The organism is Rheinheimera mangrovi, from assembly GCF_003990335.1.
Lineage (GTDB): Bacteria > Pseudomonadota > Gammaproteobacteria > Enterobacterales > Alteromonadaceae > Pararheinheimera > Pararheinheimera mangrovi.
Genome location: NZ_CP034683.1, coordinates 195,374 through 221,714 on the forward strand (window position 1 = coordinate 195,374; position 26,341 = coordinate 221,714).

The 26,341-nt window shown below is 43.2% G+C and carries 19 protein-coding genes; 8 read left to right on the forward strand and 11 right to left on the reverse strand.

The window, feature by feature from the left end:
- Nucleotides 1-10 precede the first annotated feature (10 nt).
- The 6 genes from EK374_RS00915 to EK374_RS00935 all read right to left on the reverse strand — a co-directional run bounded on the left by EK374_RS00915 (nt 11) and on the right by EK374_RS00935 (nt 7,944).
- A complete protein-coding gene (locus EK374_RS00915; protein ID WP_127019311.1) occupies nt 11-616 on the reverse strand; it encodes a tyrosine-type recombinase/integrase in 606 nt (201 codons plus the stop codon).
- Between the two features lie 485 nt (nt 617-1,101).
- Entirely contained in the window at nt 1,102-1,269 is a 168-nt protein-coding gene (locus tag EK374_RS20640) for a hypothetical protein (RefSeq protein ID WP_164731790.1), read from the reverse strand.
- A 335-nt stretch (nt 1,270-1,604) separates the two neighbouring features.
- Entirely contained in the window at nt 1,605-3,353 is a 1,749-nt protein-coding gene (locus EK374_RS00920; protein WP_127019313.1) for a BamA/TamA family outer membrane protein, read from the reverse strand.
- Between the two features lie 42 nt (nt 3,354-3,395).
- Nucleotides 3,396-5,048 carry a phosphoethanolamine transferase gene (locus tag EK374_RS00925; protein ID WP_127019315.1) on the reverse strand — a complete coding sequence of 551 codons (1,653 nt, stop codon included), beginning with the start codon at nt 5,046-5,048 and terminating at the stop codon, nt 3,396-3,398.
- Nucleotides 5,041-5,838, reverse strand: a complete 798-nt coding sequence (locus tag EK374_RS00930) for a phosphatase PAP2 family protein (RefSeq protein ID WP_164731791.1) — start codon at nt 5,836-5,838, stop codon at nt 5,041-5,043. Before EK374_RS00930 ends, EK374_RS00925 begins: the two co-directional genes overlap by 8 nt.
- A 273-nt stretch (nt 5,839-6,111) precedes the next feature.
- Nucleotides 6,112-7,944, reverse strand: coding sequence for an LTA synthase family protein (locus EK374_RS00935; RefSeq protein WP_233280304.1), 1,833 nt, complete (start codon nt 7,942-7,944; stop codon nt 6,112-6,114).
- Nucleotides 7,945-8,220: 276 nt separating this feature from the next.
- Here EK374_RS00935 and EK374_RS00940 point away from each other — a divergent pair, with 276 nt between their 5' ends.
- Genes EK374_RS00940 through EK374_RS00950 form a run of 3 tightly spaced genes read left to right on the forward strand, consistent with a single transcriptional unit; the run spans nt 8,221 to nt 10,639 of the window.
- Nucleotides 8,221-8,577 carry a diacylglycerol kinase gene (locus EK374_RS00940; protein WP_127019319.1) on the forward strand — a complete coding sequence of 119 codons (357 nt, stop codon included), beginning with the start codon at nt 8,221-8,223 and terminating at the stop codon, nt 8,575-8,577.
- A gap of 18 nt (nt 8,578-8,595) precedes the next feature.
- Entirely contained in the window at nt 8,596-9,264 is a 669-nt protein-coding gene (locus EK374_RS00945; protein WP_127019321.1) for a response regulator, read from the forward strand.
- Between the two features lie 13 nt (nt 9,265-9,277).
- Complete coding sequence (locus EK374_RS00950; protein ID WP_233280305.1) at nt 9,278-10,639, forward strand: ATP-binding protein; 1,362 nt, start codon at nt 9,278-9,280, stop codon at nt 10,637-10,639.
- A 206-nt stretch (nt 10,640-10,845) separates the two neighbouring features.
- Here EK374_RS00950 and EK374_RS00955 read toward each other — a convergent pair whose 3' ends face one another.
- The gene (locus tag EK374_RS00955) at nt 10,846-11,166 is read right to left on the reverse strand and encodes a helix-turn-helix domain-containing protein (RefSeq protein ID WP_127019325.1); all 321 of its coding nucleotides are present in this window, start codon (nt 11,164-11,166) and stop codon (nt 10,846-10,848) included.
- A gap of 133 nt (nt 11,167-11,299) precedes the next feature.
- Between EK374_RS00955 and EK374_RS00960 the strand changes: the two genes are divergently transcribed.
- The 5 genes from EK374_RS00960 to EK374_RS00980 all read left to right on the forward strand — a co-directional run bounded on the left by EK374_RS00960 (nt 11,300) and on the right by EK374_RS00980 (nt 20,002).
- Nucleotides 11,300-11,815 carry a hypothetical protein gene (locus EK374_RS00960; RefSeq protein WP_127019327.1) on the forward strand — a complete coding sequence of 172 codons (516 nt, stop codon included), beginning with the start codon at nt 11,300-11,302 and terminating at the stop codon, nt 11,813-11,815.
- Complete coding sequence (locus EK374_RS00965) at nt 11,812-13,203, forward strand: DEAD/DEAH box helicase (RefSeq protein ID WP_127019329.1); 1,392 nt, start codon at nt 11,812-11,814, stop codon at nt 13,201-13,203. The genes EK374_RS00960 and EK374_RS00965 overlap by 4 nt, the downstream gene beginning before the upstream one ends.
- Before the next feature lie 782 nt (nt 13,204-13,985).
- Nucleotides 13,986-15,136, forward strand: a protein-coding gene (locus EK374_RS00970; RefSeq protein ID WP_127019331.1) for an IS3 family transposase whose coding sequence is annotated in 2 segments (ribosomal slippage) — nt 13,986-14,223 and nt 14,223-15,136 — 1,152 coding nt in all. Because the reading frame shifts where the segments join, the coding sequence is not laid out codon by codon here.
- 90 nt (nt 15,137-15,226) lie between these two features.
- The gene (locus tag EK374_RS00975) at nt 15,227-19,054 is read left to right on the forward strand and encodes a hypothetical protein (protein ID WP_127019333.1); all 3,828 of its coding nucleotides are present in this window, start codon (nt 15,227-15,229) and stop codon (nt 19,052-19,054) included.
- 270 nt (nt 19,055-19,324) lie between these two features.
- The gene (locus tag EK374_RS00980; protein WP_127019335.1) at nt 19,325-20,002 is read left to right on the forward strand and encodes a hypothetical protein; all 678 of its coding nucleotides are present in this window, start codon (nt 19,325-19,327) and stop codon (nt 20,000-20,002) included.
- A 1,210-nt stretch (nt 20,003-21,212) separates the two neighbouring features.
- Here the strand turns inward: EK374_RS00980 and EK374_RS00985 are convergent.
- From EK374_RS00985 to EK374_RS01000, 4 genes are all read right to left on the reverse strand, one after another.
- The gene (locus EK374_RS00985; protein WP_127019337.1) at nt 21,213-22,787 is read right to left on the reverse strand and encodes an SAVED domain-containing protein; all 1,575 of its coding nucleotides are present in this window, start codon (nt 22,785-22,787) and stop codon (nt 21,213-21,215) included.
- Nucleotides 22,780-23,517: a Mov34/MPN/PAD-1 family protein gene (locus EK374_RS00990; protein WP_127019339.1), complete on the reverse strand. Its 738-nt coding sequence runs from the start codon at nt 23,515-23,517 to the stop codon at nt 22,780-22,782. Before EK374_RS00990 ends, EK374_RS00985 begins: the two co-directional genes overlap by 8 nt.
- A gap of 248 nt (nt 23,518-23,765) precedes the next feature.
- Nucleotides 23,766-24,913 (reverse strand): IS3 family transposase gene (locus tag EK374_RS00995; RefSeq protein WP_127019341.1). Its coding sequence is split into 2 segments (ribosomal slippage): nt 23,766-24,676 and nt 24,676-24,913, totalling 1,149 coding nucleotides; the frame shifts between segments, so codons are not numbered across the junction.
- A 41-nt stretch (nt 24,914-24,954) separates the two neighbouring features.
- Nucleotides 24,955-26,304 carry a TIGR04141 family sporadically distributed protein gene (locus EK374_RS01000; RefSeq protein ID WP_127019343.1) on the reverse strand — a complete coding sequence of 450 codons (1,350 nt, stop codon included), beginning with the start codon at nt 26,302-26,304 and terminating at the stop codon, nt 24,955-24,957.
- Nucleotides 26,305-26,341 lie beyond the last annotated feature (37 nt).

The window sequence follows — 26,341 nt, forward strand, 5'->3', positions numbered from 1 at the left end:
TGCCATCACCTTAGATATCTAAGTTTTCTGATGCCTCAAGAGCATCCTGAACGTCAATTCCCAAGTACCTCACCGTACTTTCGATTTTCTTGTGACCAAGCAACAGCTGAATTGCCCGGATATTTTTATCGCGTTTATAGAGGATGGATACTTTGGTTCTTCGCAAGGAATGCGTGCCATAGAGACTTGAATCTAATCCGATCGATTCGACCCATTTATGGACTATTCGATCATAAGCACGAGTCGTCATGTGAGGAATACTGTGTTTTCTCGATGGAAATAGACAATCATCGAACTTTAACTTTTTCAAATCGACCCATGTCTTAACGGTTTTCCGCGTCTGTGGGGTGATTTCGAATTGCACTGGCGTGCCAGTTTTGTGTTGCACAATGCTGGTTCTGGCCATTACCTCACCAGAACGCATCACATCAGACACTTTAAGCGATACCAAGTCACAGCCGCGCAACTTGGAGTCTATCGCTAAATTCAGTAACGCCAATTCACGAGTGTTCTTTGCAATTTCAAGCCTGGTTCGAATAGCCCAGATCTCTTGCTGTTTCAAAGGAGCCTTCTGACCGATGATCCGGCCCTTATTCCATGCAACACGTTTTTCCATGATGACCTCCCGATTTTTTGAGAAACCACAGGGTGAAGTCACTTGGTATAGATGCAAAGCTCTCGAAAATAAAGCTCAAAAAACACACAAAATGAGGAAGGCTTTTTCAGTGAATTCCGCTCTGCATCCGAAAGCGGACGTTCGTTGTGAAAAACTGCAATGTCAGCAATTGGCACAAAGCCGAGATTTCGACGAAGTGTTACTTTCCATGAAAGTGGTGGTGCGATTAATTTACAACACGTGGTAAGGACAGGTTGCAATGAGGTTGTAAATTAAATGCAATTATTCACCGATAATTATGGACCATCAAAAATAGATGTTCAGAAAGCGAAAGTCCGCTTTACCTTATTTACAGTCATTCGATTTTTCGAGAACCCAGCAAAACCCCAGTCAGACGGCCAAACTCAGTGTGCTACTAATTCACACAGAAGTGAAGTTATCATGTTTCTAATGAATCTGCGGCGCTTCAAACAAGTCATCAAAGCTTACAGTTTTGAAGCAGGCTTTACGTAATAATGAGTCATGTTAATAGACAGATGTTTCAATCCCAAGTTTTTTATTTCTACAAGAGGCAAATTAGCTTTTACTAGTTGTACCACCTGTGCTTTTGAAAGTTTAGGTTCAATCGCCGTTGGTTTAGATTTCTTATTCATTTTCCATCTCTCCTTATCCCACTTACCAAAGCTTAGAATGCGTTTTGTGAATTGCCAACTTTCGAGAAGTTAATATGCGGAAAACGTCGAACGAACACAATGTAGTTTGGGCGGTTCAATGCGGCAAAATCTTACAAGATAATTGTCTGATTTGCCTTATTTGCGGACATTCGATTTTTTTGGGGGCTTACAAGCGTATTGATCACTGTAATGGACGAATCCACCTGTTTCTAAAGTCTAACGTTCAGAAAACAACGTGTGCTTCAGTGCAAAGATAGCATCTACTGTGCTTAAATTTTCAGCTATGTAACATTAACCTGAAAAATACAAATCAATTAAAACCTCTCTTCAACTTTCAACTGAATTTCCCACGAGTTCACATCTTTTGCACCGCCTACAGGTTTTGACAGGTCAACATGAATGACATGATTATTGCTCGAGCGTGAGGAATAAAAACGAGCACCAATGCCTACAGAACCAATCCACTGTTCTGTGTAGTTTTCCGCCAGTAAATCCGCCTTAGAGCGGAGGCCATTCAGCTCTGCATTTTGTTCTATATCGCCACCACTAGCTCGCCCTGCATCTGCGAACGCCACAAATCCCATATCGAGTAGTTGGTAGATATTGATCTGTGGATACCAGCGAAGCTCTGCTGTACTTAACCAGCGCTGGGTACCTTGCTGATATTGCACAGGATAACCACGAAGCCCTGTTTCACCACCCAAATCAAGGGGTTGATCCAGGTAGTTGCGGCTGCGCTGATCGTATTGAAGTTTAGTGTAAAAGGTAAATTCTTTACTCAGACGATAAAAGTCCTCGGCTTTTGCTGAGGCGATGATTTGATCACCGCCGCGTACACCTAACATCGCATCCAATTGCAAAGAGAGTAATGTTAAGTGCTCTGAGTCGCCAAAGCCTTTTTCAGAGAGCCAATGTGCTTGATAGCCAACTGTCTCATCCTTTGCCAAATCAGAGGTTTGGACACCAATCCTTGCCTGATGGTGCCAGCCTAAATTGATATCCTCACTGTGATTAATCAGATACACATCAGACAGCACCTGATATTTATGTTCTTTGTAGTCGAGACCTATCCAGGGGTACTGGTAACTCCTGTCCTCTGGTAAAGCCAACGAAGGTTGAAACGGGTCGTCTGTAAACTGCCATTGCTGCGAACTATAACCTGCCAATAGCCTTAAACTGGTATGCTCCCTATAATCCAGCAGCCAACCCGTTTGAAGATCAATCTCTTTTTGCAGGGTAATGAATCGGTTCTCAAGTTCACCATTGTGATAAATTTGGTCTAGTCTTTCATCGCTTAGCCAGCCTGCTTTATACATCCGCTCTGTACTATCCTGATAAAAGGGCTTTTCAAGCTGGAACTGAGTTCGACGGCCATCGTTATTCTCTGTCCATTCAAGATCGATATAGCTGTGATCCAGTTCAGGATAGCCAAGCAAAGACAACGGACTCGATACTTTAAATTCATAGCCCTGGCGTAAATAATCGGATTGATATTTTACAGACGTACGAACTCCATACCCCAAAAAATTATCTTCTTTAAAGCCAAAAGAGTACTTATTTTTACCACTGGTGCGGCCCAGACCGAGGTTTGGTAGCAAGCTCCAGTTATCCCAGGTTTCTACTTTTACACTTTTACTGCCATCAGGATGACACGGCTCAACCACACTGACTCGCGCATCACGAATATAGGATTTCTCACGCAGTAGCCGCTCCGCTTCTGCTAAATCATCTGTTGTGACTTGTTCGCCAGGTTTAATACTTACCTCTTTTCGCAGTGCAGATTCTTTACTGTTGATATGTAGCCAGTTAGCAAAGTGGTGCAACCAAATTGCATCGGGGGCGTTTTCATCAAAAATAGGATTGGAGACGATTTCAATCGAATACACCTGAAAAGGTGGTCCAGCAGGTTCTGTCGGTTCTGCCTTCGCATCCGTATTTTTTTCAGCTCCGGAGTCTTTTTTAACAAACTCACATAAGTGTTCAAAGGTGACTTCCTGAGCCTGTGCTGCGTTACCGGTTAACGCGGCCAGTAAAGCGAGACAAAGCCGACTTAAATTATGCATACCAACTCCACTGGCACCGAGCCTGTAATGGACACCTAGGGATTAGCAAGAACGGAATATATCCTTGCTTGCCTGATACAAACTGGTTTTGATCTGAAACATCCCGAGTAAGCTATGAAATACGTTGTCGTGACTGAAGCTATCCTGCTGTTTGGACGCGACACATTCTGGTGTCAGCTTTGCAGATGATGCATAAGGCTCAGACATCCACCAAAGCAGCGGAACCTGAGTTTGCGCTTTAGGAGCCATCCAATAAGGTAAGCCGTGCAGGTAGATGCCATTTTCACCTAAAGATTCGCCATGATCAGAAACGTAAAACATGGCGGTCTGGTAGTTCTTTTGGCTATTCAGGCGCGCAATAACTGCAGCCAACAAATGGTCTGTCGCAACGATACTGTTGTCATAGGCATTAACTATGTCTGAAGGTGCACAGAGCTGAAGTTGTTTATCAGTGCATTCCGGTAAAAAGGCTTTGTCTTTAGCGCTGCTGCGTTTGAAATACTCAGGACCGTGACTTCCCAACTGATGTAATACAATCAGCTTATCGGACGATTGCGGTGTTTTCAGTTGCTGATCCAATGCATCCAACAGTACCTGGTCCAGGCATTGTCCTTGATGGCACAATGGATTTTGTTGCTGCTCGAATACAAACTGAGTAGGAACCCTATCGCATACCCCTTTACAGCCTGAGTTATTGTCCAGCCAGCTCACTTCAATGCCAGCGTATTGCAGAATATCCAGCACATTGCTGCTGTTTTTAGCCTGAGATTCGTTATAGAGATCTCTGCCCATATTGGAAAACATACAAGGCACAGAATGTGCTGTCGCTGTGCCACATGAGCTTACGTCTTTAAAACTGTAGACTGGCAGCTGACTGAGTTGCGGATTGGTTGAGCGAGCGTAGCCGTTGAGCTGAAAGTGATCGGCCCTGGCTGTTTCTCCCAATACCATCACGATAAGGCGTGGCTTCTCCGTTTTCACGGACAAAGGCTGAATTGCATCCTGCCCCAACTGCATAAACTCGGTTGGGAATTGTTTCTTGACCAAATCGGATGACAACGATACCGCAGCGGCCACAGGACTGACCGGTAAAGCAAAATGTTTTACTTCTCTGTAGTTACGAAAGAAAGGCGCGAGTTCGGAGTAGCCAGAAGCGACCAGGCTAAACAGACTCAGCGTCACTAAAACCAGAGCAAGGAGCCAATGCCGGAAAAATTGTTTCAAAGGCAGTGTTCGAACCTTCATAAGGCCAATGCAAAGCAAAGGAAAGAGCATGACGCCAATCACTTGCCACAGCATACCAATGGTTAATACTCCCATAGCCTCAGCGGCGTCTGTTTCTACAGCGTTTTGCAGCATGGATTTATCGACAACGATGCCAAAACTGTCGATGAAGTAATAGCTAAAAGCACCGATGGCAAAGAGTGCCACCACGACGGGCTTTTGTAGACGATGAAAACTAAAGATCACCAGAAGCAGCAGGTTTAGTAAAAATAAAATCGCCATTAAGTTCAGCTGCAAAGCATATTGGCCCGGAACTTTGGCCTGTACGGCAGCCAAAAAAGGACCATTGAGCAGTAACGTCATGCCAAGAGCAGAAATCAAAGCAAACCATAGTGGATGCCATAATCGTTCTTGCCCAGCACTCAAAGCCACAGCAGTTGATTTTGATTGCGACAAAATAGCTTCAAACATCAGGGGACTCCACAGAAGTAGTCAAGAGTACAGGTTGAGATGGTTCCACTGGCAGGTTGGCTGAAATTGTCCGTGCTGGCTTTGATCGGACTGACAATTCAGAGGTGCAGGAATTTTGAAATAAACCATGCAGCACAGTCGATACAGTCCAGCACACAGCCGCCGTAGCGATATCGTGAGAAATGAAATGAGCACCACGTAGCTGTTGAACAAAGCCAAGTAAAAGACCCAGAGTTAAGCCAATCACTATGCCTCGCGTTGCCAGCTCTGGTTTTAGCTCTCGCCAATAGTAATAGAGCGCTAACCACGCAAAGCCTATGCTGGCGTGTCCGGCAGGGAAACATTGGTTAGGAGACATCGTCTCTGGGCGCGTATCGAACAATCCCCAAAACTCGCTGCTGCCACCAAATTGCAGCAAATCCCATGGACACTCCATAGGGAGCAACCGTTTAAGCACGGCTACAGAGACAAAGCTCACCACCAAACTGAGTAACAACACACCTAAAGCACGTTGGTTCTCGCTACGTTTGCGTACAACAACATGTAGCCATACCCAGTAGCCGAGTAAACCCAGAACAAGAATTTCATTGATGGTTCTGACAGAGTGATGCAGTAAAGTTTCTGTCAACCAGTGATGCTGTAAAGCCCAGGTTCCGCCTTGCCAATCAAACAGCAAGGAAGCCAAACCAAAATCGAATGAAGTGCCATAAGCCAGAATAAAAAGCACAGAGGCCCCAGCAATAGGCGCGATCAGATGGGTGAATAGGCTGGGTCGTATTGGTTCTGCCACTCTAAACCTGCTTTCAATACAATAGGTAAGTATGGCTAGACTAACGGGTGAAACTTAAGAGAGACTTAAGTCTGAAAATAATTTACCAATTCATTCAAAAACAAACTAAGTTATTGTATTTATTTATTATTTTCAATCAATAAAGGAGTAGATGCACCATCTATCATGCAGGCGACATCGTTTGATGTGTACAAACTGACTTTTGTTCTGAGGCACTTTAAGCTAGAAGATAGTGCCCCAAAACTGAGTTCCAGAATTTCGCTCAACTTTTCCTTATTTCGTTGGCGGCAGACAAGCAACCTGACTGGAATATTTTCTTTCTCTGTACAAATACGATGGCAACTGCACTTGAGCTAAGGCTTTTTTGTATTGGTCAGTTGAAGCCGGGCTATCTAGTAGATGAAGCTCTTTGGCTGGTTCATCATAGTGCGCCATGGCCGTCTCTTCATTGGGCTTCAAAATCGTTAGCGAGTCTGGTTGCATCAACGCGAAGTAGTTTTCAAACTGAAGTAAGGCTCTGCCAGGACTTGTTTTGTCCAAAGTTAAATCACGGCCTGTCATGGTATGGCAGGAAGATACACCTGCCAAGCTAAGCAAGGTGGGTGCTAAATCAATCTGACTACTCAGAGTTTCGACGACTTCAGGTGTGATATCGGCTCCTAAGATTAATCCAGGAATACGAAACTTCTCTACAGGGATGAGGTTATTGCCATAAACACGGTTGTCATGATCCGCAACAATTAAAAATACAGTGTCTTGCCAGTAGTCGCTTTGTTTTGCTTTTTCGAAAAACTTTCCCATGGCCCAATCTGCGTATTTGACTGCATTATTTGCTGTGTTTTTGGGTTGTTCATGTAGTGTGATCCGGTCATCCGGAAACTCAAATGGCTCGTGATTGCTTGACGTAAAGATAAGACTGAAAAATAGCTTTCCCTCTTGATGCAAAACGTTAAGCCTTTGGTGCGCTGTATTAAACAAGTCTTCGTCACTGGCTCCCCAGCTACCTACAAAAGCCGGATTTTTAATTTGGCTAATATCGACAATGTCATCAATGCCGTTACCGGTAAAAAAGCTTCGCATATTGTCAAAATGTGCTTCGCCACCATAAATAAACTGGGTGTGGTATCCATGAGCCTTTAATACAGAGCCAAGAGTTGTGAAATTTTGTTGGCTATTCGAAAGTTTCACCACGCTTTGTGCTGGGGTGGGCGGAAATCCTGCAACGACCGCTTCAATGCCACGCACAGATCGAGTGCCCGCTGCATAGAGGTTCTGAAACCACATACCTTGCATTTTCAGCTGCTCAAGCTGCGGTGTAACAGGTTCACCTCTCAGGGATTCAACAAAGGTTGCTCCCAGACTTTCTTGCAAAACAATAACAATATTGAGCGGTTTTTCCCGTTTTCTGGTAGCCCTTTGAAAATGCAACGTCGGATAGTCGGGATGGGTAAACCTGTAGGTTTTTAACCAGGGCCAATCCAGGCTGTAGTTCACCATTTCTTCAGTCGACAACTTGCCATACATTTCCGTCGACCGTGCTTCGTGCTTCATACTGTAAAGAGCATAAAGCACCGAGTATCCCGAACTTATGACCAAAGAATTCACCATAGAATCTCCGGTAATAGCAAACAGAGCTGGATTCGCAGGTCGATGATCTGTGGTTGAGCGTATCCCAGCAAAGACCAAAAATACGGCCAGAGGCCATAACACAATGGTGTGTTTGATTGACCAGACTCGAAGCTTTGCAGAAGGAAGCTTAAGTAGTTGAGCCAGAGCAAACCCAAACAGCGCGGTCATCAAAAAACCAGCTAAAAAAGGCAGACGAAAACCATGCCACAAGGTAGAAAAGACTTCTTTGGGGTACTTCAGATACTCTATAAATAAGCGGTTAGGTCTGACGTCGTACTGCAGTATGAATGCCGGAGATGCAAGCTCCATAAAGAGCAAACCAATTAAACCAGCCAGGCTCCACAGATAGGTGAATTTAAACCAACTGTGTTGTAAAAAACGGTTTGCAAACAGTGGTACCAACAGGGAGGGAATAGCTGCCCACAGGCACAAGACAATGAGATCAGCCCGAATACCTTGCAATAAAATCTCTGCCACTTTTCCGGTCGCAAACACCCGATCATAATGCCACAGCACTAAACCAAGGCGACTTACACTCAACAATACAATGCCAAGCACGAGCATCCTCAATAAATAGGTGTACGGGCCACAGACAATAGATGGAAAGAAAGAAGGTCGTTTTTTATTAGTGTTGGTCATTACTTCGCCTTGTCATCCTAAAACGCAATGCAGAATAACGAGCGAAACTTAAGAGTCTCTTAAGAAAATAAAGTTATTGTGAGTTTCTTTATACCGACATTGACGGACCCTGACATGAAATCGAAAGCCACTGGATTCAACCGACTTTATTTTGCGACGCTGTACTCATGGCAGGGGCTTCGCAGCAGCTGGGCCTCTGAAGCAGCCATCAGGCAGGAAGTTATTGCTTTAGCACTGCTGCTTCCCATTTCCTTGCTGGTTGAGGTATCCGCTGCCGAGCGAGCTTTATTGGTATTGAGTCTGTTTCTGGTCTTTATTGTGGAGCTGTTGAACACTGGCATCGAAGCTGTTGTGGACAGAATTGGCAGTGAGTACCACGAACTTAGCGGTAAAGCGAAAGATATCGGCTCTGCGGCAGTCCTTGCCAGCCTTATCACAACCGCTCTCGTCTGGTTTATTATTCTGTACTAAGTACCAACAGGTGTTGCCATGCGAATTTTACTGGTAGAAGACGACCTATTACTGGCTCAGGGACTGAGTACGGCGCTGACACGAATCAACTACCGCGTGGAGCTATGCACGACCGGAAAACAAGCGATCCAGGCGGCCAGTGAAAGTCAGTTTGAACTGATGATTTTGGATTTAGGTTTGCCAGATGGTCTGGCACTCAATGTGATTAAATCGTTGCGGAATTTAAAGCACGGCATCCCAATACTGATCCTGACTGCCTGGGATCATTTAGAAACAAAAATAGAAGCATTAAACGCGGGTGCTGACGATTACGTGCTAAAGCCCTGCGATAGCAGGGAAATTGAAGCAAGGTTGCGTGTGCTCGTAAGGCGTCATCAACAGCGCCAATTGGATCAGTTGCAATGCGCGGACTTAACGATGGATTTAACCGTGCATGAATGCCGCTACCAAGACCGTTTAATATACCTAACCACCCGCGAATTTCTGTTGCTAAAAGAGTTTATGTTGCATCAGGGTAAAATTCTATCCCGCCAGCATCTGGAAGAGCTGAGCAACGGCTGGACCGGAGAGACAGAGAGTAATTCGATAGAGGTGCATATTCACAACCTGCGAAAAAAAACTAAGCCTGAGTGTATTAAAACGATACGGGGTATTGGTTACATGATGGTAAATCAGTATGAGGATTAACAGCATACGCCGAATGATTTTACTCGGTGTAAACAGCGTTGTTTTACTTCTGATGGTGATTACCGGGTTCATTACGTACTCCAGCACTCACCACGAATTGGATGAGCTTTTTGATGCCCAACTGACTCAATACGCACGTCTTTTAGACCAACTGCTGATACAAAACTCGCTCTCTCTTGACCACACAGATCCCCTGATTGTTTATGTCCCTCAGATTGCCGAAGATGGTATTGAGCGAACTTCCGCAGAGGAGCGCAGGCCAGAGGGGCACAAATACGAAAACAAAGTGGCGTTTCAGGTGTGGTCAACAGATGGGAAACTGCTGATGAAGTCAGCGAACGCCAGTGATCGGGAGCTGGCTCCCAGAACATCAGGCTATCACGAAGTGTTTCATGATAACCGGCGCTGGATTTGTTATAGCACCTACAACAGAGAGCATGGCTATTGGATATTCACAGGACAGAGAGAAGATATTCGTGGAGAACTTAGTTTTTATCTGGCGTTAGATCAGTTGATCCCGCTGAGTATCGCGCTGCTCCCTATTACCATCCTGATTTGGATAGCTGTTTACTGGGGCATTAAACCCATTCGGGATTTATCGAAGGAACTGGCCATAACTAAACCGTCTATGCTGACTCCCATAGATATAACCTTACCTGTCGAATTAAGGCCCTTTCAAATCGCGATTAATCAGCTTTTGAAGGACTTAAAAAGCTATTTAGTCAAAGAGAAACGCTTTATAGCCGATGCCTCGCATGAACTCAGAACACCGCTCAGTATTTTGTTGGTTCATGCAGACAATATTAAAAAATCGACGTCCAAAGAAGAAACCGACGCCGCTGCTAATGCCATTCTTATCAGCACAAAACGTCTGTCACATCTGGTCAGCCAATTGATGGAAACGGAAAAGCTGGAACACTCAGGGCAGCTGAAACTTACCAGTCTTAAACTGATTTCACTTATTGAAGAGAGCCTTGCTCTGGTTGACGTTGGCTTATTGGACAAAGTGGAATGGGACCTTGATATAGACCCCTCACTTGAGCTTCGCGCTGAACCTGGTTTGTTGGTAGCAGCCCTTCGGAATCTGTTGGATAACGCTGCAAAGTACGCGAAAGTACAAAGTCATGTCAGGATCACTGCTCACGTAGTTGAAAACAAACTTGTATTAACGATATGCAACGAACTACCTGAAGGCATAGACGTTGATTTAGAACGAATGGGAGAACGTTTTTATCGCCATCAGAGCAATCAACACATCAGTGGCGCAGGTCTTGGTATCTCCATTACCACAAAAATACTGGAGTTGCATAACGCTGAGCTGTCTTATTCGCTTGAGTCCAGATTAGTTATCACCACTGTGATATTTAGTGCTTAAGTTTAGATGTTTCTGAAGTCTCACAGAAGTATTGTGTTGGTTCAGATTTTGTTTGAAGTGCTTCGAAATGGACTATGAGTACGTCAAGCCGATTGTCTGCTTTCAGTGAAAAGTTGTGGTTCAACAACAGCCAGACAGCTTTCAATATCTGGCACTGAGTTACGCTCCAGCTACATAATATTTTCAGCGACGCTGGTAGTACATGTTTACTGATCGGTTAAATTTTTCTTCTTCAAATCGATAAGTAATTCTGCTTTTTGCAAAGACCCCATCTGGCTGAATAACTTTAATAGTTCAGCCTCATCATCACTTTCACAGAAAAAGTAAGCCAAAGGGACATTCAACTCCTTCGCCATCCGTTTCATAGTTTCCAAGTCTGGCAGGTGCCGGCCTTTCTCATAGTGATTCATGCGGCTGCTCGCTGAGCCTGCTTCAAAACCAATACGCAAGCCCAGCTCAGTCTGACTGATACCTGTAGCTTTTCTGGCTTCCTTAAGTCGGATGGTAAAAGGGATGATTTGCGACACTGTTTCATACGGTGAGCTCTGAATACTTAGATTGTCTAAGGAATGCCAAGGGGAGTATACTTAGGAATCCTCAGTATTTCTATGTTCATCTAATTACTCCCATAGGGAGTGCGGTGTTAAGGCAGACATTCTCATGCATACATTGTCGGATCAGCAGTTATCTCCGACGCTCGTCGTTAAATCGCTGCTTGCAAATGGCTTTCCTGAATTTTCCTTTTCGGATTTACTTCAGGAATTCAAACGTCACTTTCCAACACAAAGTACAAAAACTGTCTATCAGTCGCTCTATCGAGTGGTCGACCGTTTTGTAAAAAAGGGCCATCTGGTGAGACAGAATACGTCGGATGGTAATCTTGTTTTTCAGCAAGCTAATGTATTACGTGAGTTGGATGTTGGCGTGAGCAAAGTTGTTGAGAATTCTGCGGTTTCTGCCCTGAAAGAACAGTTGCGGGACGAGCTGGTCCGAGCCGAGCGCGAACTCTGGGTCAGCAGCAGCGCTGCAGATCAGTGCCAACAAAAAATGCAGACTTACCCCCAATTGCGTCAAAAGCTCAGCAAGATGCACATGGAGTATAAGGAAAAGTCCCTGAGTAAATTGGGTGAGGTTGAAGTGCTCAGACGCCTGCTTATTGAATGCGAACAACCATGAAACTGCGTTCCTGGCAGCAGAAAAGTATCGAAACGGCATTGAACCACTATGCTGACGGCAACAGACATTTTCTTTGTTTGGCCACGCCTGGTGCCGGCAAGTCATTGATGGCCGCATTTTTGGCTAAACGATTGTTACAACAGAGACAAATTGATTTTATTCTTTGTTTTTCACCATCGTTAACGATTGCTCAAGGCTTGAAGGAGACCTTTGAGTCGCAATTTGCTAGTGGATTTGATGGCAAGCTAGGTGATATTGGAACATCTCTGACCTATCAAGCAATGCTGAATCTGCCGGAGAAGTTTTGGTTATTACTGAAGCGGTTTCGGGTATTTGTGGTCTTTGACGAAATTCATCACTGTGCAGGCGATGAAACAGGTTTTAACGCCTGGGGGCAAGTTATCTTGCGCCGTATTCAGGAGCATGCACGTTTTACTTTGGCGCTGACCGGTACTCCGTGGCGCTCCGATCAATTGCGTATCGCCATGGCGAAATATTCAGATCCTGAAGGCCAGATTTTACTGGATTATCGATATGGCCTACGTCAGGCTATCGGCGATGGGGTTTGTCGAAGTCCGCATATTGTGCTGATTGATAACAATAAAATCACGGTCAAACGTGATTCTGGCTCAGAGCAATTTTCGTCATTAGCTTGTGCGCTCAATTCTGGCGAAGTTCGGTTCCAGCAAATGTTGCTGAACATAGATACACAACGTTTTGTGCTCAAACAGGCACTGCTAAAACTGATGGAGCTTAAAAAGGAGCAGCCATCAGCTGCCGGATTAGTGGTTGCTGCAAACATTGCACACGCTCACCAGCTGACTCAGTTGCTGAACAATGAATTTCAGCAAAGCTGTGTTGTGGTCACTTACAATGATTCATCAGCACAGCAAAAAATTGAACATTTCAGAACAAGTTCGACGAGCTGGATTATCAGTGTTGGAATGATAGCCGAGGGCACAGATATACCACGTCTGCGCGTTTGTTGTTTGTTAAGTCTGGCAAGAACCGAGCTTTTCTTCAGGCAGGTGCTTGGTCGTGTGCTTCGTCTGCAACCTGATCAATCTAACCATTCAGGCTGGCTCTATTGCCTTGCAGAGCCTGGACTCGTCAGATATGCAGAACAGCTGGGGCAAGAAATACCTGAGCAGCAAGTGACAAGCAGATTGAACATGCTCCAGGTAGTGGCGGGTGAACCATCCAACGGTTCAAATCGCAAGGTACCGTTAGAGCTGCGCAGTGAATTTGCAAAGCAACCGGACGAGTTGTTATTTGAGGGAGAGTTTATGCCCCAGGCTGCAACTATCAAAACGACTCACGGGGAAGAACTGCTAAGCGTCTGGATGCAAGGTAAGTTTACAGAGCGGGTACTGGCACTGATTGGTTGACGGCTACTTAAAAAAGGCTTGGGGAGATGTTGAGCAACCAGTCTTGGCTGTTCTTTCTAAACACAAGAATTATGCACGGATACAAGTCAGCGCTGCTTAAGCAATTTGGGTCGGCTTCGTATGAAATCTGTGAAGTTAGGCACACCTCACGTTAAAAATTGAAGCATCCAATCAAGGGTTAGGGCGTTAATTACTTTTAGCTTTGTTCTTAATCTTAATGAACAGCAGTCCTCCGAAAAGAGTGATAGCGTTTAAAGACAACAAAACTATACCTATTGCTTTAATAGACATTGAGGCTTTCCTCTAAAAAAACATGAACAAAAAGCAGCCTGGCAAGACCGTAAATTTGATACAAATCAACTCCAGAAGGTACTTTTGAGTCTTCGTTATATTTCCCTCAAATCCCATCCCAATTTACCATGATTTTGATAACAAGCACTCCAATGGTTACGGTTTGTGCGCCACAAAAATGTTCAATCGTCCAAAGACCGCGCTGACTTTAGCCGCGCAGGCAATTTTGCCAAAATGCGTTGTCCGTTTTGCTGCTGTTTCAGACACCCATGAAATCATCCTTTTGCCCTTAAAAACAATATCTATGGTCCGATGGAAGCTGCAGGGACCTCGGATTATTTCTTAATTAATAGATCAAGCAATCGTTTAAAACCCTTTACTTCTCAACCTAAACAAGAAACATTCTAATCGTTAGCTACGCCAAGGAATGAATCGACCAGAGTTTCCTAGACACAAAATAGCATTACAATGCAGTGTGTTAAGGGGGACAAATGACGACAAAACGGTTTCCAGAAGAATTTAAGATTGAAGCAGTCAAGCAAATTACGGAGCGCGGCCATTCTGTGGCGAGCGTTGCGAAGCGTTTAGACATCTCTACAAACAGTCTTTACCTGTGGCTTAAAAAATACGGCAGCAACAGCGAACATTATCAACAGGTTTCTGAGCAGGAAGCCAAGATCCGTGAGTTAGAGAAACAACTGAAACGGGTGACGATGGAACGCGATATATTAAAGGAGGCCGCCGTGTACTTTGCCGTGGAGTCAAAGAAAAGTACACGTTCATAAAATCCAGACTGGCTCACTATCCGGTGCAACTGATGTGTCAGGTGCTGAATATTCAGCGCAGCGGGTTGTATGCATGGTTAAAACAGCCACATTCTGGCCGGACCTTGGAAGACAACCGCTTGTTAGGGTTAATTAAGCATTCGTGGCTGGAAAGTGGCTGTGTTTATGGCTATCGCAAAGTCACCAGCGATTTGAAAGATTTAGGCGAACGATGCAGTAAAAACCGCGTGGCCAGGCTGATGAAGCAGGAAACGCTGAGTGCGCAAGTGGGATACCGCAGACGGAAAGGCCACTACCATGGCAAGCCTGCGGTGGTGGCGCAGAATGTGTTGCAACGCGAGTTTGATGTCACAGAACCGAATCGGGTTTGGGTCACCGATATAACTTACATCAAAACCCATGAAGGCTTTCTGTATCTGGCGGTCGTACTGGACTTGTTCTCGCGTCAGGTTGTTGGTTGGTCGATGCAGCCGAGAATGGATGCGGATGTGGTGCTCAAAGCGTTACTAATGGCGATCTGGCGCAGAAAACCCAAGCAGGAAGTCCTTGTTCATTCCGACCAAGGCAGCCAGTTTACTGGCTACGAATGGCAAGGCTTTTTAAAAGAACACAACCTCAAAGCCAGTATGAGTCGTCGCGGTAATTGCCATGACAATGCGTGTGCAGAAAGCTTTTTCCAGTTGTTAAAGCGAGAGCGGGTCAGGCGAAAAGTGTATGTAACCAGAGAAGAAGCGAAGTCGGATATCTTTAATTACATCGAAATGTTCTATAACATCAAACGCAAACATGGGTACAGTGGTGATCTGCCTCCTGCTGTATTTGAAAAGCAGTACTTTATGAGGCAACAAACTGTCTAAGAAAGTCTGGTCGATTCAGAAAGCCTGATATGTTGTTATCAATTATTTTTCCGTTCCATAAATAATGACAAAGAATCAATTGAGGGCTCAATGATACTTTTTGAACTCACGCCGGCAGATATTTCGAATTTAAACGATAGCGATTTAAGAGAGTTAGTCGCTCGCCTTTGTGAAGCTGAATTAAGCCGACAAGGAATATCACCAGTCCATATAAAATGGGGCGGAGCGCAAGAAGCGCCTGACGGTGGTCTTGATGTTTACGTGCAAGAAATCGGCTCATTGGCGGCCCCAGGCTTTGTACCCCGCATAAACACTGGTATTCAAGTCAAGAAAAATAGTATGAGTAAAGCCGCCTGCGCTAAAGAGATGCAGGAGCGCGGCAATGTTAAAAAAATCATCTCCCATCTTGCAGACAATCACGGCGCTTACATTATTGTCAGCGGGAAGGATCGTTGCTCAGATAAAATGCTTGCTGATCGTATTTCAGGTATGGCATCAGTGATTAGAGGTTTGCCAAATGAGGAAAACCTTAAACTTGATTTTTATTGCAGTGATAGGCTTTCTAATTGGTTGAGGCAGCATCCGGGTGTTGCGCTTTGGACAAGAATAAAACTTGGCAAACCGCTCGCTGGTTGGAAACCATTTGGACGCTGGACGTCTGTACCGACTAACAAAGAAGATGAATTACTCCTCGACGATCATCCCTGCGTAAGAGATCTAAATTCCCCAGATAAAAGCGCAGTTGCACTTCTCGACGGAATAAAATTGGCCAGAGATAAATTCCGTAATCCCCGCAGCGCAGTAAGAATTACCGGATTGTCAGGTGTTGGAAAAACAAGGTTTGCCCAAGCATTATTTGAAGCCGGAACTGGTGAGAATGCTTTGCCATCAACCGACGTAATTTATGCTGATTTAGGCGAAGACTTAAAACCCTCTGCTGCGGAATTGCTGACCTATTTAATCGCCAACGATTATCCAGCCTTTGTAGTACTGGATAACTGTAACCCGGAAGTGCATAGGCAGTTGCAGAAACAGCTATCAGAGAGCAAAGCAAGATTAAGCCTGTTGACGATTGAGTATGATATTTCAGACGATAAGCCTGAGGAAACAGGTGTCATCCATCTTGAACCATCCAGCGAGAAAACCGTCTCTGCGCTTATTCAAAGACTCTTTCCGGAGCTGGGGCAGCTCAATGCTGATAGGATCGCTGAGTTTGCTGGTGGTAACGCTCGCGTGGCAATAGCTTTGGCTAATCGGGTAAACGCCGATGAAACACTGACTAAGTTTTCTGATGATGCACTTTTCAAACGACTGTTCAGTCAGAGGAAAGAGCACTCTGACAGCTTATTGATCAACGCTGAGATTTTGTCTCTGGTTTATTCATTTAATGTGTCATCTAAAGAGTTTAACGACGAACTTAGCGTGTTAGCAAAGATCGGGGATGTTAAACGGACCTCGCTGCACAAAGATCAAGCCGAATTGCTCCGCCGTCAGCTTATTCAACAACGGGGTAACTGGCGGGCAGTTTTACCACATGCACTTGCTAACCGGTTGGCAAGTAGAGCATTGGAAAATATCGCACCAGATGAAATCAATTCAGAGCTGTTTAAACCAGAGAATAACCGCTTACTTAAGTCGTGTGCGCACAGGCTGGGCTATTTGCATGACTGCCAAGCGGCACATGAACTAGCAAGTAGCTGGCTAAAGCTCGGATCACCGCTAAACAACATCGCAGCCGGTGACCCGGAACATTTAACCATACTGAGTTATATTGCACCTGTCTTACCCGCAGCAGCTCTTTCAGCTATAGAAAAAGCATGTGAAGATGAAAACTTTGCTTCTAGAAAAAAAAATGATGATTTTTCCAGCATTGTAAGCCTACTCGTTAAGTTGGCGTATGAAGATGAAATGTTTGATAGAGCTGCGGCGATGTTGCTGAAATTCGCTGAAACAGAAGATAAAGATGAAAAAAACGACAGTATAGTAGACAAGCTAGACCAGCTATTCTCACTATATCTCTCAGGTACTCAGGCAACTCCAGAGCGCAGACAGAAGTTTCTGCGGCGTTTACACTATAGCGATAACAAAAAGCATCAAGAAATCGCAGAAAAACTATTCAGTTCCGCTTTTGAAGCATACAACTGGTCTTCCTTTGGCGGTTTTAGCTTTGGTGCCCGTAAACGAGATTGGGGCTGGCAACCCAAGACGAACGCGGAAGTAAAAGTATGGTATGAGGGATTTATTGATATCTTAAAATCCGGTCTTGAGTCTACTGAGGAGAAGATCAGGAATCGCAACCGGAGTATTTTATCAGCTTACTTCCGCGGTCTTTGGTCAAAAGCACATTGCTTCGAAACTCTAGTTAAATTAATAAGACAGCAGAGTGCTATAGAATACTGGCCTGAGATTTGGCGGTCGGTAAAACAGACTCTGCATTATGACGGGAAAACTCATACACCAGAACTACTCACCTTATTGGAAAGCTTAGAAAAAGAACTAGCTCCTTCGAATTTTACTCAAGACTTAGAAAACCATATTTTCTCTAATATTCATGCTCTTACTGAATACTGTGACGAAAGTTACTCAGAAAGTTATGAGGTTATCAGCGAAAAAATCACTAAGTTCGGTGAGATTGTTGCAAAACAACCAGATACTTTGGAATATCTGGCTCCGAAGCTTTGGTGCGTAAATACTGATTCAATGTGGATGTTTGGCAAAGGACTTGCGCAAGGAAGCTGGGACAAGCTCAAGGCATTTTATTCACTAGTCTCGTTGATGCAGAAACAAAAGTTAACGGTAGTTTATCCAGACTTATTTGCTGGCTTTATCAAAGCTGTTTATTTAGAAAATCGTGAACTGGCAAAACAACTACAAGAACAAACACTATTGATCCCAGAATTACGGCTGCACTTTGTCTATTTACTTAGCACAACACCATTAGACCGATGGGGAGCCAATAAACTGCGTGAGGTGGCAAATGCTGGATTTCTGGAAGCATCGCGGTTTGAACGCATAGGATTGGGCCGTATTCATGAGACGCTTAATGACGATGATTTAGCTGCAATTCTAAATGCAGTTAACAATTTAGATAATGGCGTGTTTTCAGTAATTAAAATACTTGGTATGCGATTCTTCATTGACAAAAATAGCACTTATGTACCTAAAGAAATCCTCAGAAAATTGGGCCGTAAATCTATTTCTAGCTTGCTGTCAGTAGATAAAGATGACTTTAATAATCATCAGCAATTTGGTTTGGATAAAATTATTGAAACGTGCCTAACTAAAACAGCTCCAAAAACGGAAATTAATGAAATTATCGATCTGTTATGTGAAGGAATAGGTAACTATCGGCTATTCAGGTCAGATCTCACCAAAACAATTTCGATATTAGTTAATAACTTCCCCGAGCTTGTCTTAAATAGAGTATTTAATGGTGACGATAGGCAAGAATATCTTGCATCCCGCTTGTTTAGAGATAACTTTTCGAGGCATGTTTCTTATCTAAATGATGTGCCAACCAGTCGTTTACTTGCGTGGTGTAACAAAGATGAGTTGCGTCTTCAGGCTGTCGCTAAATCCATCTCTGCATTCAAATATTTGCCTAAAGATCCTGGCCAAGATGAAAAGCATAGAGTGGTAACTCTGACTGAACATGCTTTAGTGTTACTTGACGTGGCCAAAGATAAACTGGCTATTGCAAATGAAATATATGAAGACATTTGTCCAAACTCCTGGTCAGGCTCAAGAGCAGATATTATGGAGGAACGCGCTGCAGCTTTTTCTGCACTCACAGATTACTCTATACCGGAAATAAGACGGTTTGCAGAATCTAAAATGTTGATTCTCAAAGAAGCAATTCGTGAGGAAAGGAAATTCGAAGCATATCGATTTGCCGAGCTGGAGCAAACGTTTGAATAGAAAAGTATTTAACATTCGAAAGCGGACGTGAACTCGTAAAATCTGGAAATATCCGCTTCTGACACCTAAATATTAGTAACACAATTCGCCAATTGTCACGGGGCTGTTGGTGAGCAGACCAGGTTTGTAAATAGCATTAATTACCTGCGCATTGAACCAAATGCTAACTTATAAATTACAGTTCTGTGCTTAGGCGAGTTTTATCCCATTTATTTATAATAATATCTAGCAATGGCTAATAAAGAGTAAAATCTTAGAGAGGATTCAAGATTGATTGCAGAATTTATTGAAACTATTAATAGTATTCCTAAACTCATGGAAGCGATAAATAATCTAATTAAAACACCTTACGGATGGTTTATTCTATTGGGGATGCTTGCTTGGATTGCATTTAATAATAATATTTTATTTTTTATAAAGTTGCGAGAAGAGAAATATAGTAGAAAATCAGAGGAAATCGAAAAGTATCTATCAAATAAAGATAATGTTGATGGACTTACTGAAAAAGTCTTAGGTGAAATTAGAACAACCAGGATATTTAAAGTTGCCACAGGTATTTATGCTGAAAAGAAAAGGAGAGACGCATTAATAAATTTATATAATAGTAGCTCAAGTAATATTACTTGGATCTCCATAAGGCGAGCTAATGCTTATATTAAGGTTGCTGAGGATGACTCGGTGACAATTGATGAACCAACTTTATGGCAGCAACTGGGTAGGTATTATAATATTATCGTTTGTTGGCTTTTTTTATTTCTCGCAGTAGCGAGTTTACTTTTAGTTGCAACCCAGTCTGATAAAGGTATTCTCCATTTTATCTTTTTTCTGGTGTTGATGTGCTTGTCTATAGGTGTAGCAATTTTCTCAATTGCACAAAATCTGCCACTAGACTCAGCAATAAAAATTCGCAAAGAAATCAATCATCGATCTGGGTTAAAAGCTGATTGATCTATTGCTCGTTAATTAGAGTTACCTACTGAACAACAGCTCTTATTATTATCGCCCCCTAGTTCGCTGCCTTATTGCCAGTGAAGCCATACAGATAAAATTGTCCAACTAATAGTAATTAGCGGCGGCAACTCGTTATGCACCTTTTGTATAATCCTCTTATTTTTCATTATTTACATGTCTTGTACACCAGTAATGTACATGTTTAAACAATTCAACTACCTTATTAGGTATGAAATTTCTGACATCACTCAAAAATTCTTCGGATTCTCTATAAACCATAAGCACAAAAAAAGAAAATAAACAAAAAATTAGTGAATGTATGATCCAAGCTATGATATTGCTCGACTGAAAATAGCTCCAAGATAAATACAACCCGAATAGGAGGATTGTTGTTAAAATCCCGGACACTACGATGAATGTTTTTACAATGCCCCACACTAAAAAGCTTAAACTTTCACTAATGTAGATTGGTGATGCAGCAACTCCTAGCAATCCACTAAAAATGTAAGAAATAAACTGAGGGCCTAATATCAGTAATAATGCCCCAAAAATAATGGAAAGACTTAGATTTATGTCTAGAGACGCTATAATTAGATCATTAATTAGGTTGCCAGCTTCACCTCTAAATTCCCCAGTACTATCAATGGCGCCATACGTAACAGCGCAGAAGCCGATTAGATGAGAGACCACAAGTGTAAGGGCATAAAAATACCATACGATACGAATGTCTGAATCGTGCTTTGCTCGAAGCACTCTGCCTGCATAGTATATTAAGCCAATTAAAAAAATGGCCATCATAAAGGCTAATATGTACTTAATCATTTTTATACATAAACTCTTAGTATGTTCTGTCTAGCCCTTTAGATTTTTATCTGGTGTTCGATGCTGGATAATGGTCTATTGAGTAGGTAGATGCGTTCTTTGTTGGTGCATCTGATCCTAATTTAATTTATGTAAATAGGGAATATGCGTATATGTTTTTTATGGAAACATGTGTCTGGATTGTTTTTTATTTGAATGTCAATTTTTCATTTAAAAAATGTGCAGTTGATGTATGTGATTGGATGAAATCCTAAAAATATATTTAGATACTACAGCTTGATAGATGTTCTTTAACATATGGCTGCAATCAAACATTTTTTTAATGTGTCATATGTAAGCATGTTTATTACATTGAAATGTAGAAGTTAACTAAATGAGCACGGATTTAAACCGATTTAGGCACAGATAATTCAACTTTTGTTTTCTTGTAACTTATTAATAGTCTTGGTTCCATCTCATCACCCGAAAAATCATAAACTAGTAAGTCAGGTTGATATAAATCAAACGCTTGCCCTAAAAAGACACATACGGCGTTAGAGGCGCATATTAATACATGCAGTCTTTGTATTGCATATTTGTCAAAAAGTGTTTGCATTAAGGTATGGAGGTCTGCTTTCAATTCAAGCCCATTGTGTGGATGTGGAATCGCTGCGTTCCCCATCTGTTTAGCTAATACTTTAATTGTTGGCAGCCCAAGTTTCAGCTCCTGCCGCCTCATAGAATCAGTGTAATTTGTCATTCCAATACACAGCGTAGCTTCTTGTGTGCCAGATAATTGATCTCCGTCCCACTTAATCTCATACGGCTTATCAATTTTTCTCTTTTGTGGCCACATCCAGCAATTACCATCTCTGTAACGAAGCATTGGGGTGATTTCACATTTGTTACCTAAGCAAGCACCTAAACCCACTAATGCAGGCATCGGGCCAAACGCAAATAGTGCTGCTTTATGTGATGCTTTTTGAGTTTGCTGAATTATGGAAAGGGCTTCATGCTCCACTACCTCATTCATATCATTTAGAAAACTTTCTGGTTTCCTTCGATAGCTTTTATCATTACTACTTAAGACATTTAGTGTTCCAGCAATACGAGCCTTGATATGAGAAAGACAGTTGGCTATGTCGCGCTCGTCTGGCTCTGATGCGACATGACCTCCAATTGGCCAGAGGATCGAAAAGACGGGTACTGGTCGAAAACTCAGGCCTTCAAGCAGTCTTGTCACACTCCTGGTAAATTCCTCTCGCATTTTAGTTAGCCTAGACGCATTAAAATCAACAGTCGCGATCTTATCTATTAACCTGTGATGTTTATCACATAGCATCAAGACATTATTTGGTTCATCTGATAAAAGTGCAGATAAGTAGGGTATTCCTCTTGGCCCTGATTCCGATGAAGCAACGTTATGAGCATTGTAGCCATAATTACCTAAGTACCCAGTTAGATCATCAACCACAAGGTTTTCCCCGCAACCTTCAAACATGCAGTATCCATGGCTGTCCTGTGCCACTCTATCAAGCGTTGGTTTAGTGAATCCCTTTCCTCTCCCCGTTTCATTACGACCATCTACAAGTCGTAACAAAAATGCCTCTAACTCATCAATAGCTAAGACGGTGGATTGACCTTCACATTGGTTCCACACACCCACCAAATTTTCTAACGTATTAATATCATTCGTTGTTAATTGCTTTCCCTGTAGATGACGTAATTCAATGCCCGTGACGGCCCCGAGTTTTAAAAGTGCTCTACGTTTTTCATTTATTGGAAGATTTAGGCGCAAACTCACTTTAAAGTTCGGTTCTAGAATAACTAAAACTTGATTCTGGCCGTTCATATCGGTCAGTACACCTAGTCGAGCTGATTCAGGTAATGTCCCTAACGACGATAAGAATTTGTTTAATTCATCAAGAGTCTCTATCGGCTCAAATGCAGCTTGGTGAATACTTATATTCTGCTCAATCATGTTTGCTCCCTGGCTCCTCATTTAAGACAGATTCAATCTGCAGCGATAGTTCAACGATACTACCTTTATGAAGCGTATACGCAGATGTTTTCTGTAAACCAACGACTATAAAGAACAATGGGCGATCTGGATTATCACGCTCATGACTTCGCCAATCCATTTTATCTATGCCGGATGGTACAGGTACGTCCTGTGGGTGAGTATGCCATGTACCTATATATCCAAGTAACCGATCTGATTCATCGTAGGCAGTATCAATGTCTGCTTGGTGAGCTTCAGCATCTAATGTGAAAGTGGTTCTGGTTCTTGTATCTGATGCTTTAGGAGTTGTTATTTCATCGACTAGCACATCACCATTCTGAAGATAGCATCCAATAAGAAGACCAGCAGATTCCACTGAAGATGGTTCTATTTGTTTGTAGCCAAGCATCTTTTGATAAACTGCTTCGGCCAAATAAAGACGTTTGCCGGATGGGCTTAAGAACTTAATTGGCTCTTCAGGGTGACAGATATCACAGAGAGGGTGCCGCAACAGTTGTTTTTTCAAAGATGAATTAAAAGTGTAATATCTGGAGGTAAGTTTCAGTCCTTGGAGTTCTGATTCTTTGCTATCGCCCTTCCAACTAACTTTTGTTGATTCAGTCAGTTTCTTCTCCAAATAACTGATTGCTAAATCTGCGGCAATAAGGGCTGTTTGTGTAGAGCTTATCGCTCCGTAAGGGATAAACATTTCTCCGCAGCCCGCATAGTTCTTCACTATATTTTGATTGGGTATCAAAAAGTTGAGATTAGATGCGAGGCCTCTCGTCCCTGTGTTGGATTCAACATATGCGCACCTCAAACATCCTTTTTTACGAGGAATGTCGAGGATTGCGTGCCCTCCAATTCCAAATCCTTCCAACCAGCTATAAATTGCTGGGGTATTACCCGCCGATTTAACCAAATAGTCATGAAATAGTCTGAATCGCCACCAATAAACTAGACACTTCCCAGCCGTTCTTGGTAACGGTTTTCATACTCTACCGGTGACAGCAGATTATTGGAACCATGTTTCCGTTTACTGTTGTAAAACATTTCAATGTAATCAAACACATCACTTCTGGCCTCATCACGCGTCGTGTAGACTTTCCGCTTGATCCGCTCTCGCTTTAACAACTGGAAGAAGCTTTCTGCCACTGCATTGTCATGACAGTTTCCGCGTCTGCTCATGCTGCCTTGTAAGCCATGAGTTTTCAGGAATGCCTGCCAGTCATGGCTGGTGTATTGGCTCCCTTGGTCGGAGTGAACCATCACCTGTTTTTTAGGCTGACGTCGCCACACGGCCATCAGCAATGCGTTCAGCACAATATCTTTGCTGATTTGGGAATGCATCGACCAGCCAACAACCTTGCGCGAGAACAAATCCACAACCACAGCCAAATACAGCCACCCCTCATGCGTGCGGATGTACGTGATATCAGTTACCCATACCTCGTCAGGCACTAACGGATTAAACTGCCGCTGCAAGCGGTTCGGCGTAATGATATGGCTGTCCCCCTTACGTGATCTGGGTTTGCGATATCCAACCTGTGCTTTAAGCCCTTCGGATTGCATCAACCGGTATACCCGGTTAATGCCGCAAGACTCGCCGAAATCACGTAAATCAGAATGAATTTTACGGTAGCCATACACACAACCAGACTCCAGCCAAAACTGTTTTATTAATCCTGTCAGCCGCCGGTTTGCTTTATCGCGTTTCGACAGCGATGCCTTACTCCACGCATAGTATCCACTGGGATGCACATCCAACATGTTACAAAGCCAGCGCACCGGCCAGCTGTCGCAGTGTTCTTTAATGAAGGCGTATCTTAGTCGGACAGCTTTGCGAAGTACGCCGCGGCTTTTTTTAGAATGTCGCGCTCTTCGGTGGCTCGCTTCAGCTCTTTTTGCAGTCGCTTAATCTCGGCCTGAGCGTCAGCCAAATCATTATGCTGTTGTTTGTCAGGACCGTACTTTTTAATCCAGGCGTACAGGCTGTGCGTGGTGATATCGAGCCGTTTGGCAACATCCGCAACTGAATGGCCGCGATCAACGACCTGCTTAACTGCTTCGATTCTGAATTCTTCGGGGTAACGTTTACTGCTCATAGGCACCTCTCTTTGAGTTAGTTTATCTAACTGAAAGGTGTCTAGGAAATTAGTGGCGATTCAGTCTCTGCAGATACCAAACCCTGATAAAACAGATGACTGAGGGTCTGTGAACTTGTGTATTTTTTGACATGTATCAGATCTGTACTTGCTTTTATTAAATCGCAAACTTCAATTTTGCTGTAGCGTCCACCAAATGTGACGGTATCTCTGTCAAGCAGCTCTATATCTGAGATTGCTGATGCGACGAACATGTTGTAGTGCTGCTCATCGTTATGGTCAAATTCAGGCAAGGTGATTGTGTAATGTGGAATTCTGCTTAAAGCATCGTTGATACTATCAACAAAAGTATCTGCAACTTTGTACCACACACCATTGCGAAGCATATAAGTGCAGCTGTTCCAGGTGATTTCTGCGTAAATGCTGCGATAAGCAGACCACTGCTTAAATGATGAATAGGATGAATCTAGGCAATGGATTGTTTCATTCTTGAGATTTGAGATTGATATTACCCCATGCTTATTTGATATATATGTGGTCAATCTATGCAGGTTTAATACAGGATAAGTACTCTTATCCATCCCGAACGAATACCCCAGATTTGTTTCCCAATCGACAATTTCAGGTTCGCCCAGCCATATCTTAGTATTGCTGCCACTCTGTATATCTTGAAGCAACTTACTCTCTAACTGCGTTACCACTGTCGTGTCTTTTTCTCGACGAATGTTATCTACCCATTCGTAATCAGAAGGTAAACCAGCCTGGTAACGTTCTAGTGTTTTGCGTAATATTCTGGGTAAGTGGCCCAACTCTAATTTAGGTTTTATAGTCAGAGAATCTCGTCCAGTAACAACACTTCCGAACATATCAACATTACTGATCCCTGTAATGGCATAGAGCAAGTCAGTTTCGGTATCAATTAATAGTTGCTCAATGTCCACTCCTAAGCTGCTTTGTGTTCTGGAGTTCAGCGGAGTCAATTCACTGGTGGCTTTATCCATACTACGAATTTCAGAGCTTTTCGTTGAGTTTAGTGCTACACGAAGGCCGAAATCACGCTCAATGGCCTCAGGGTTATGCAATGTATGGCCTAATCCGAAAGTGACAAGAAAAGTAGCATCGGTCAGTCGGACAACCAAAAGGGCTCCGCTACTTGAGTTTTCATCGAAAAGACTAGCTTGGACATCCTCTGATTGCAGAAGTAGTGTTGTCCAATCGGGAGTTTTTGTTTTCCGCCGGCGAACATATAGTGTCGCGGGTGCTCCAGATATTTCAAATGACACTGGAGGTTTCGCGTTTCCGACTTTTACTAAGTCTTCATTGGCAGCATTATTATTTTTGACCAGATAGATGGTGAGTTGGAATACTTTCTCTGTTATTACACTAGGCATTCAAAAGTCCTTCTCTTTATGCCCTTAGACTTCAAAT

What these genes read in the sequence shown, in the direction of transcription:
- EK374_RS00915 (WP_127019311.1), bottom strand. Translation starts at nt 616, where the DNA reads ATGGAAAAACGTGTTGCATGGAATAAGGGCCGGATCATCGGTCAGAAG.
- EK374_RS20640 (WP_164731790.1), bottom strand. Translation starts at nt 1,269, where the DNA reads ATGAATAAGAAATCTAAACCAACGGCGATTGAACCTAAACTTTCAAAA.
- EK374_RS00920 (WP_127019313.1), bottom strand. Translation starts at nt 3,353, where the DNA reads ATGCATAATTTAAGTCGGCTTTGTCTCGCTTTACTGGCCGCGTTAACC.
- EK374_RS00925 (WP_127019315.1), bottom strand. Translation starts at nt 5,048, where the DNA reads ATGTTTGAAGCTATTTTGTCGCAATCAAAATCAACTGCTGTGGCTTTG.
- EK374_RS00940 (WP_127019319.1), top strand. Translation starts at nt 8,221, where the DNA reads ATGAAATCGAAAGCCACTGGATTCAACCGACTTTATTTTGCGACGCTG.
- EK374_RS00945 (WP_127019321.1), top strand. Translation starts at nt 8,596, where the DNA reads ATGCGAATTTTACTGGTAGAAGACGACCTATTACTGGCTCAGGGACTG.
- EK374_RS00950 (WP_233280305.1), top strand. Translation starts at nt 9,278, where the DNA reads ATGATTTTACTCGGTGTAAACAGCGTTGTTTTACTTCTGATGGTGATT.
- EK374_RS00960 (WP_127019327.1), top strand. Translation starts at nt 11,300, where the DNA reads ATGCATACATTGTCGGATCAGCAGTTATCTCCGACGCTCGTCGTTAAA.
- EK374_RS00965 (WP_127019329.1), top strand. Translation starts at nt 11,812, where the DNA reads ATGAAACTGCGTTCCTGGCAGCAGAAAAGTATCGAAACGGCATTGAAC.
- EK374_RS00975 (WP_127019333.1), top strand. Translation starts at nt 15,227, where the DNA reads ATGATACTTTTTGAACTCACGCCGGCAGATATTTCGAATTTAAACGAT.
- EK374_RS00985 (WP_127019337.1), bottom strand. Translation starts at nt 22,787, where the DNA reads ATGATTGAGCAGAATATAAGTATTCACCAAGCTGCATTTGAGCCGATA.
- EK374_RS00990 (WP_127019339.1), bottom strand. Translation starts at nt 23,517, where the DNA reads ATGTTTATCCCTTACGGAGCGATAAGCTCTACACAAACAGCCCTTATT.
- EK374_RS01000 (WP_127019343.1), bottom strand. Translation starts at nt 26,304, where the DNA reads ATGCCTAGTGTAATAACAGAGAAAGTATTCCAACTCACCATCTATCTG.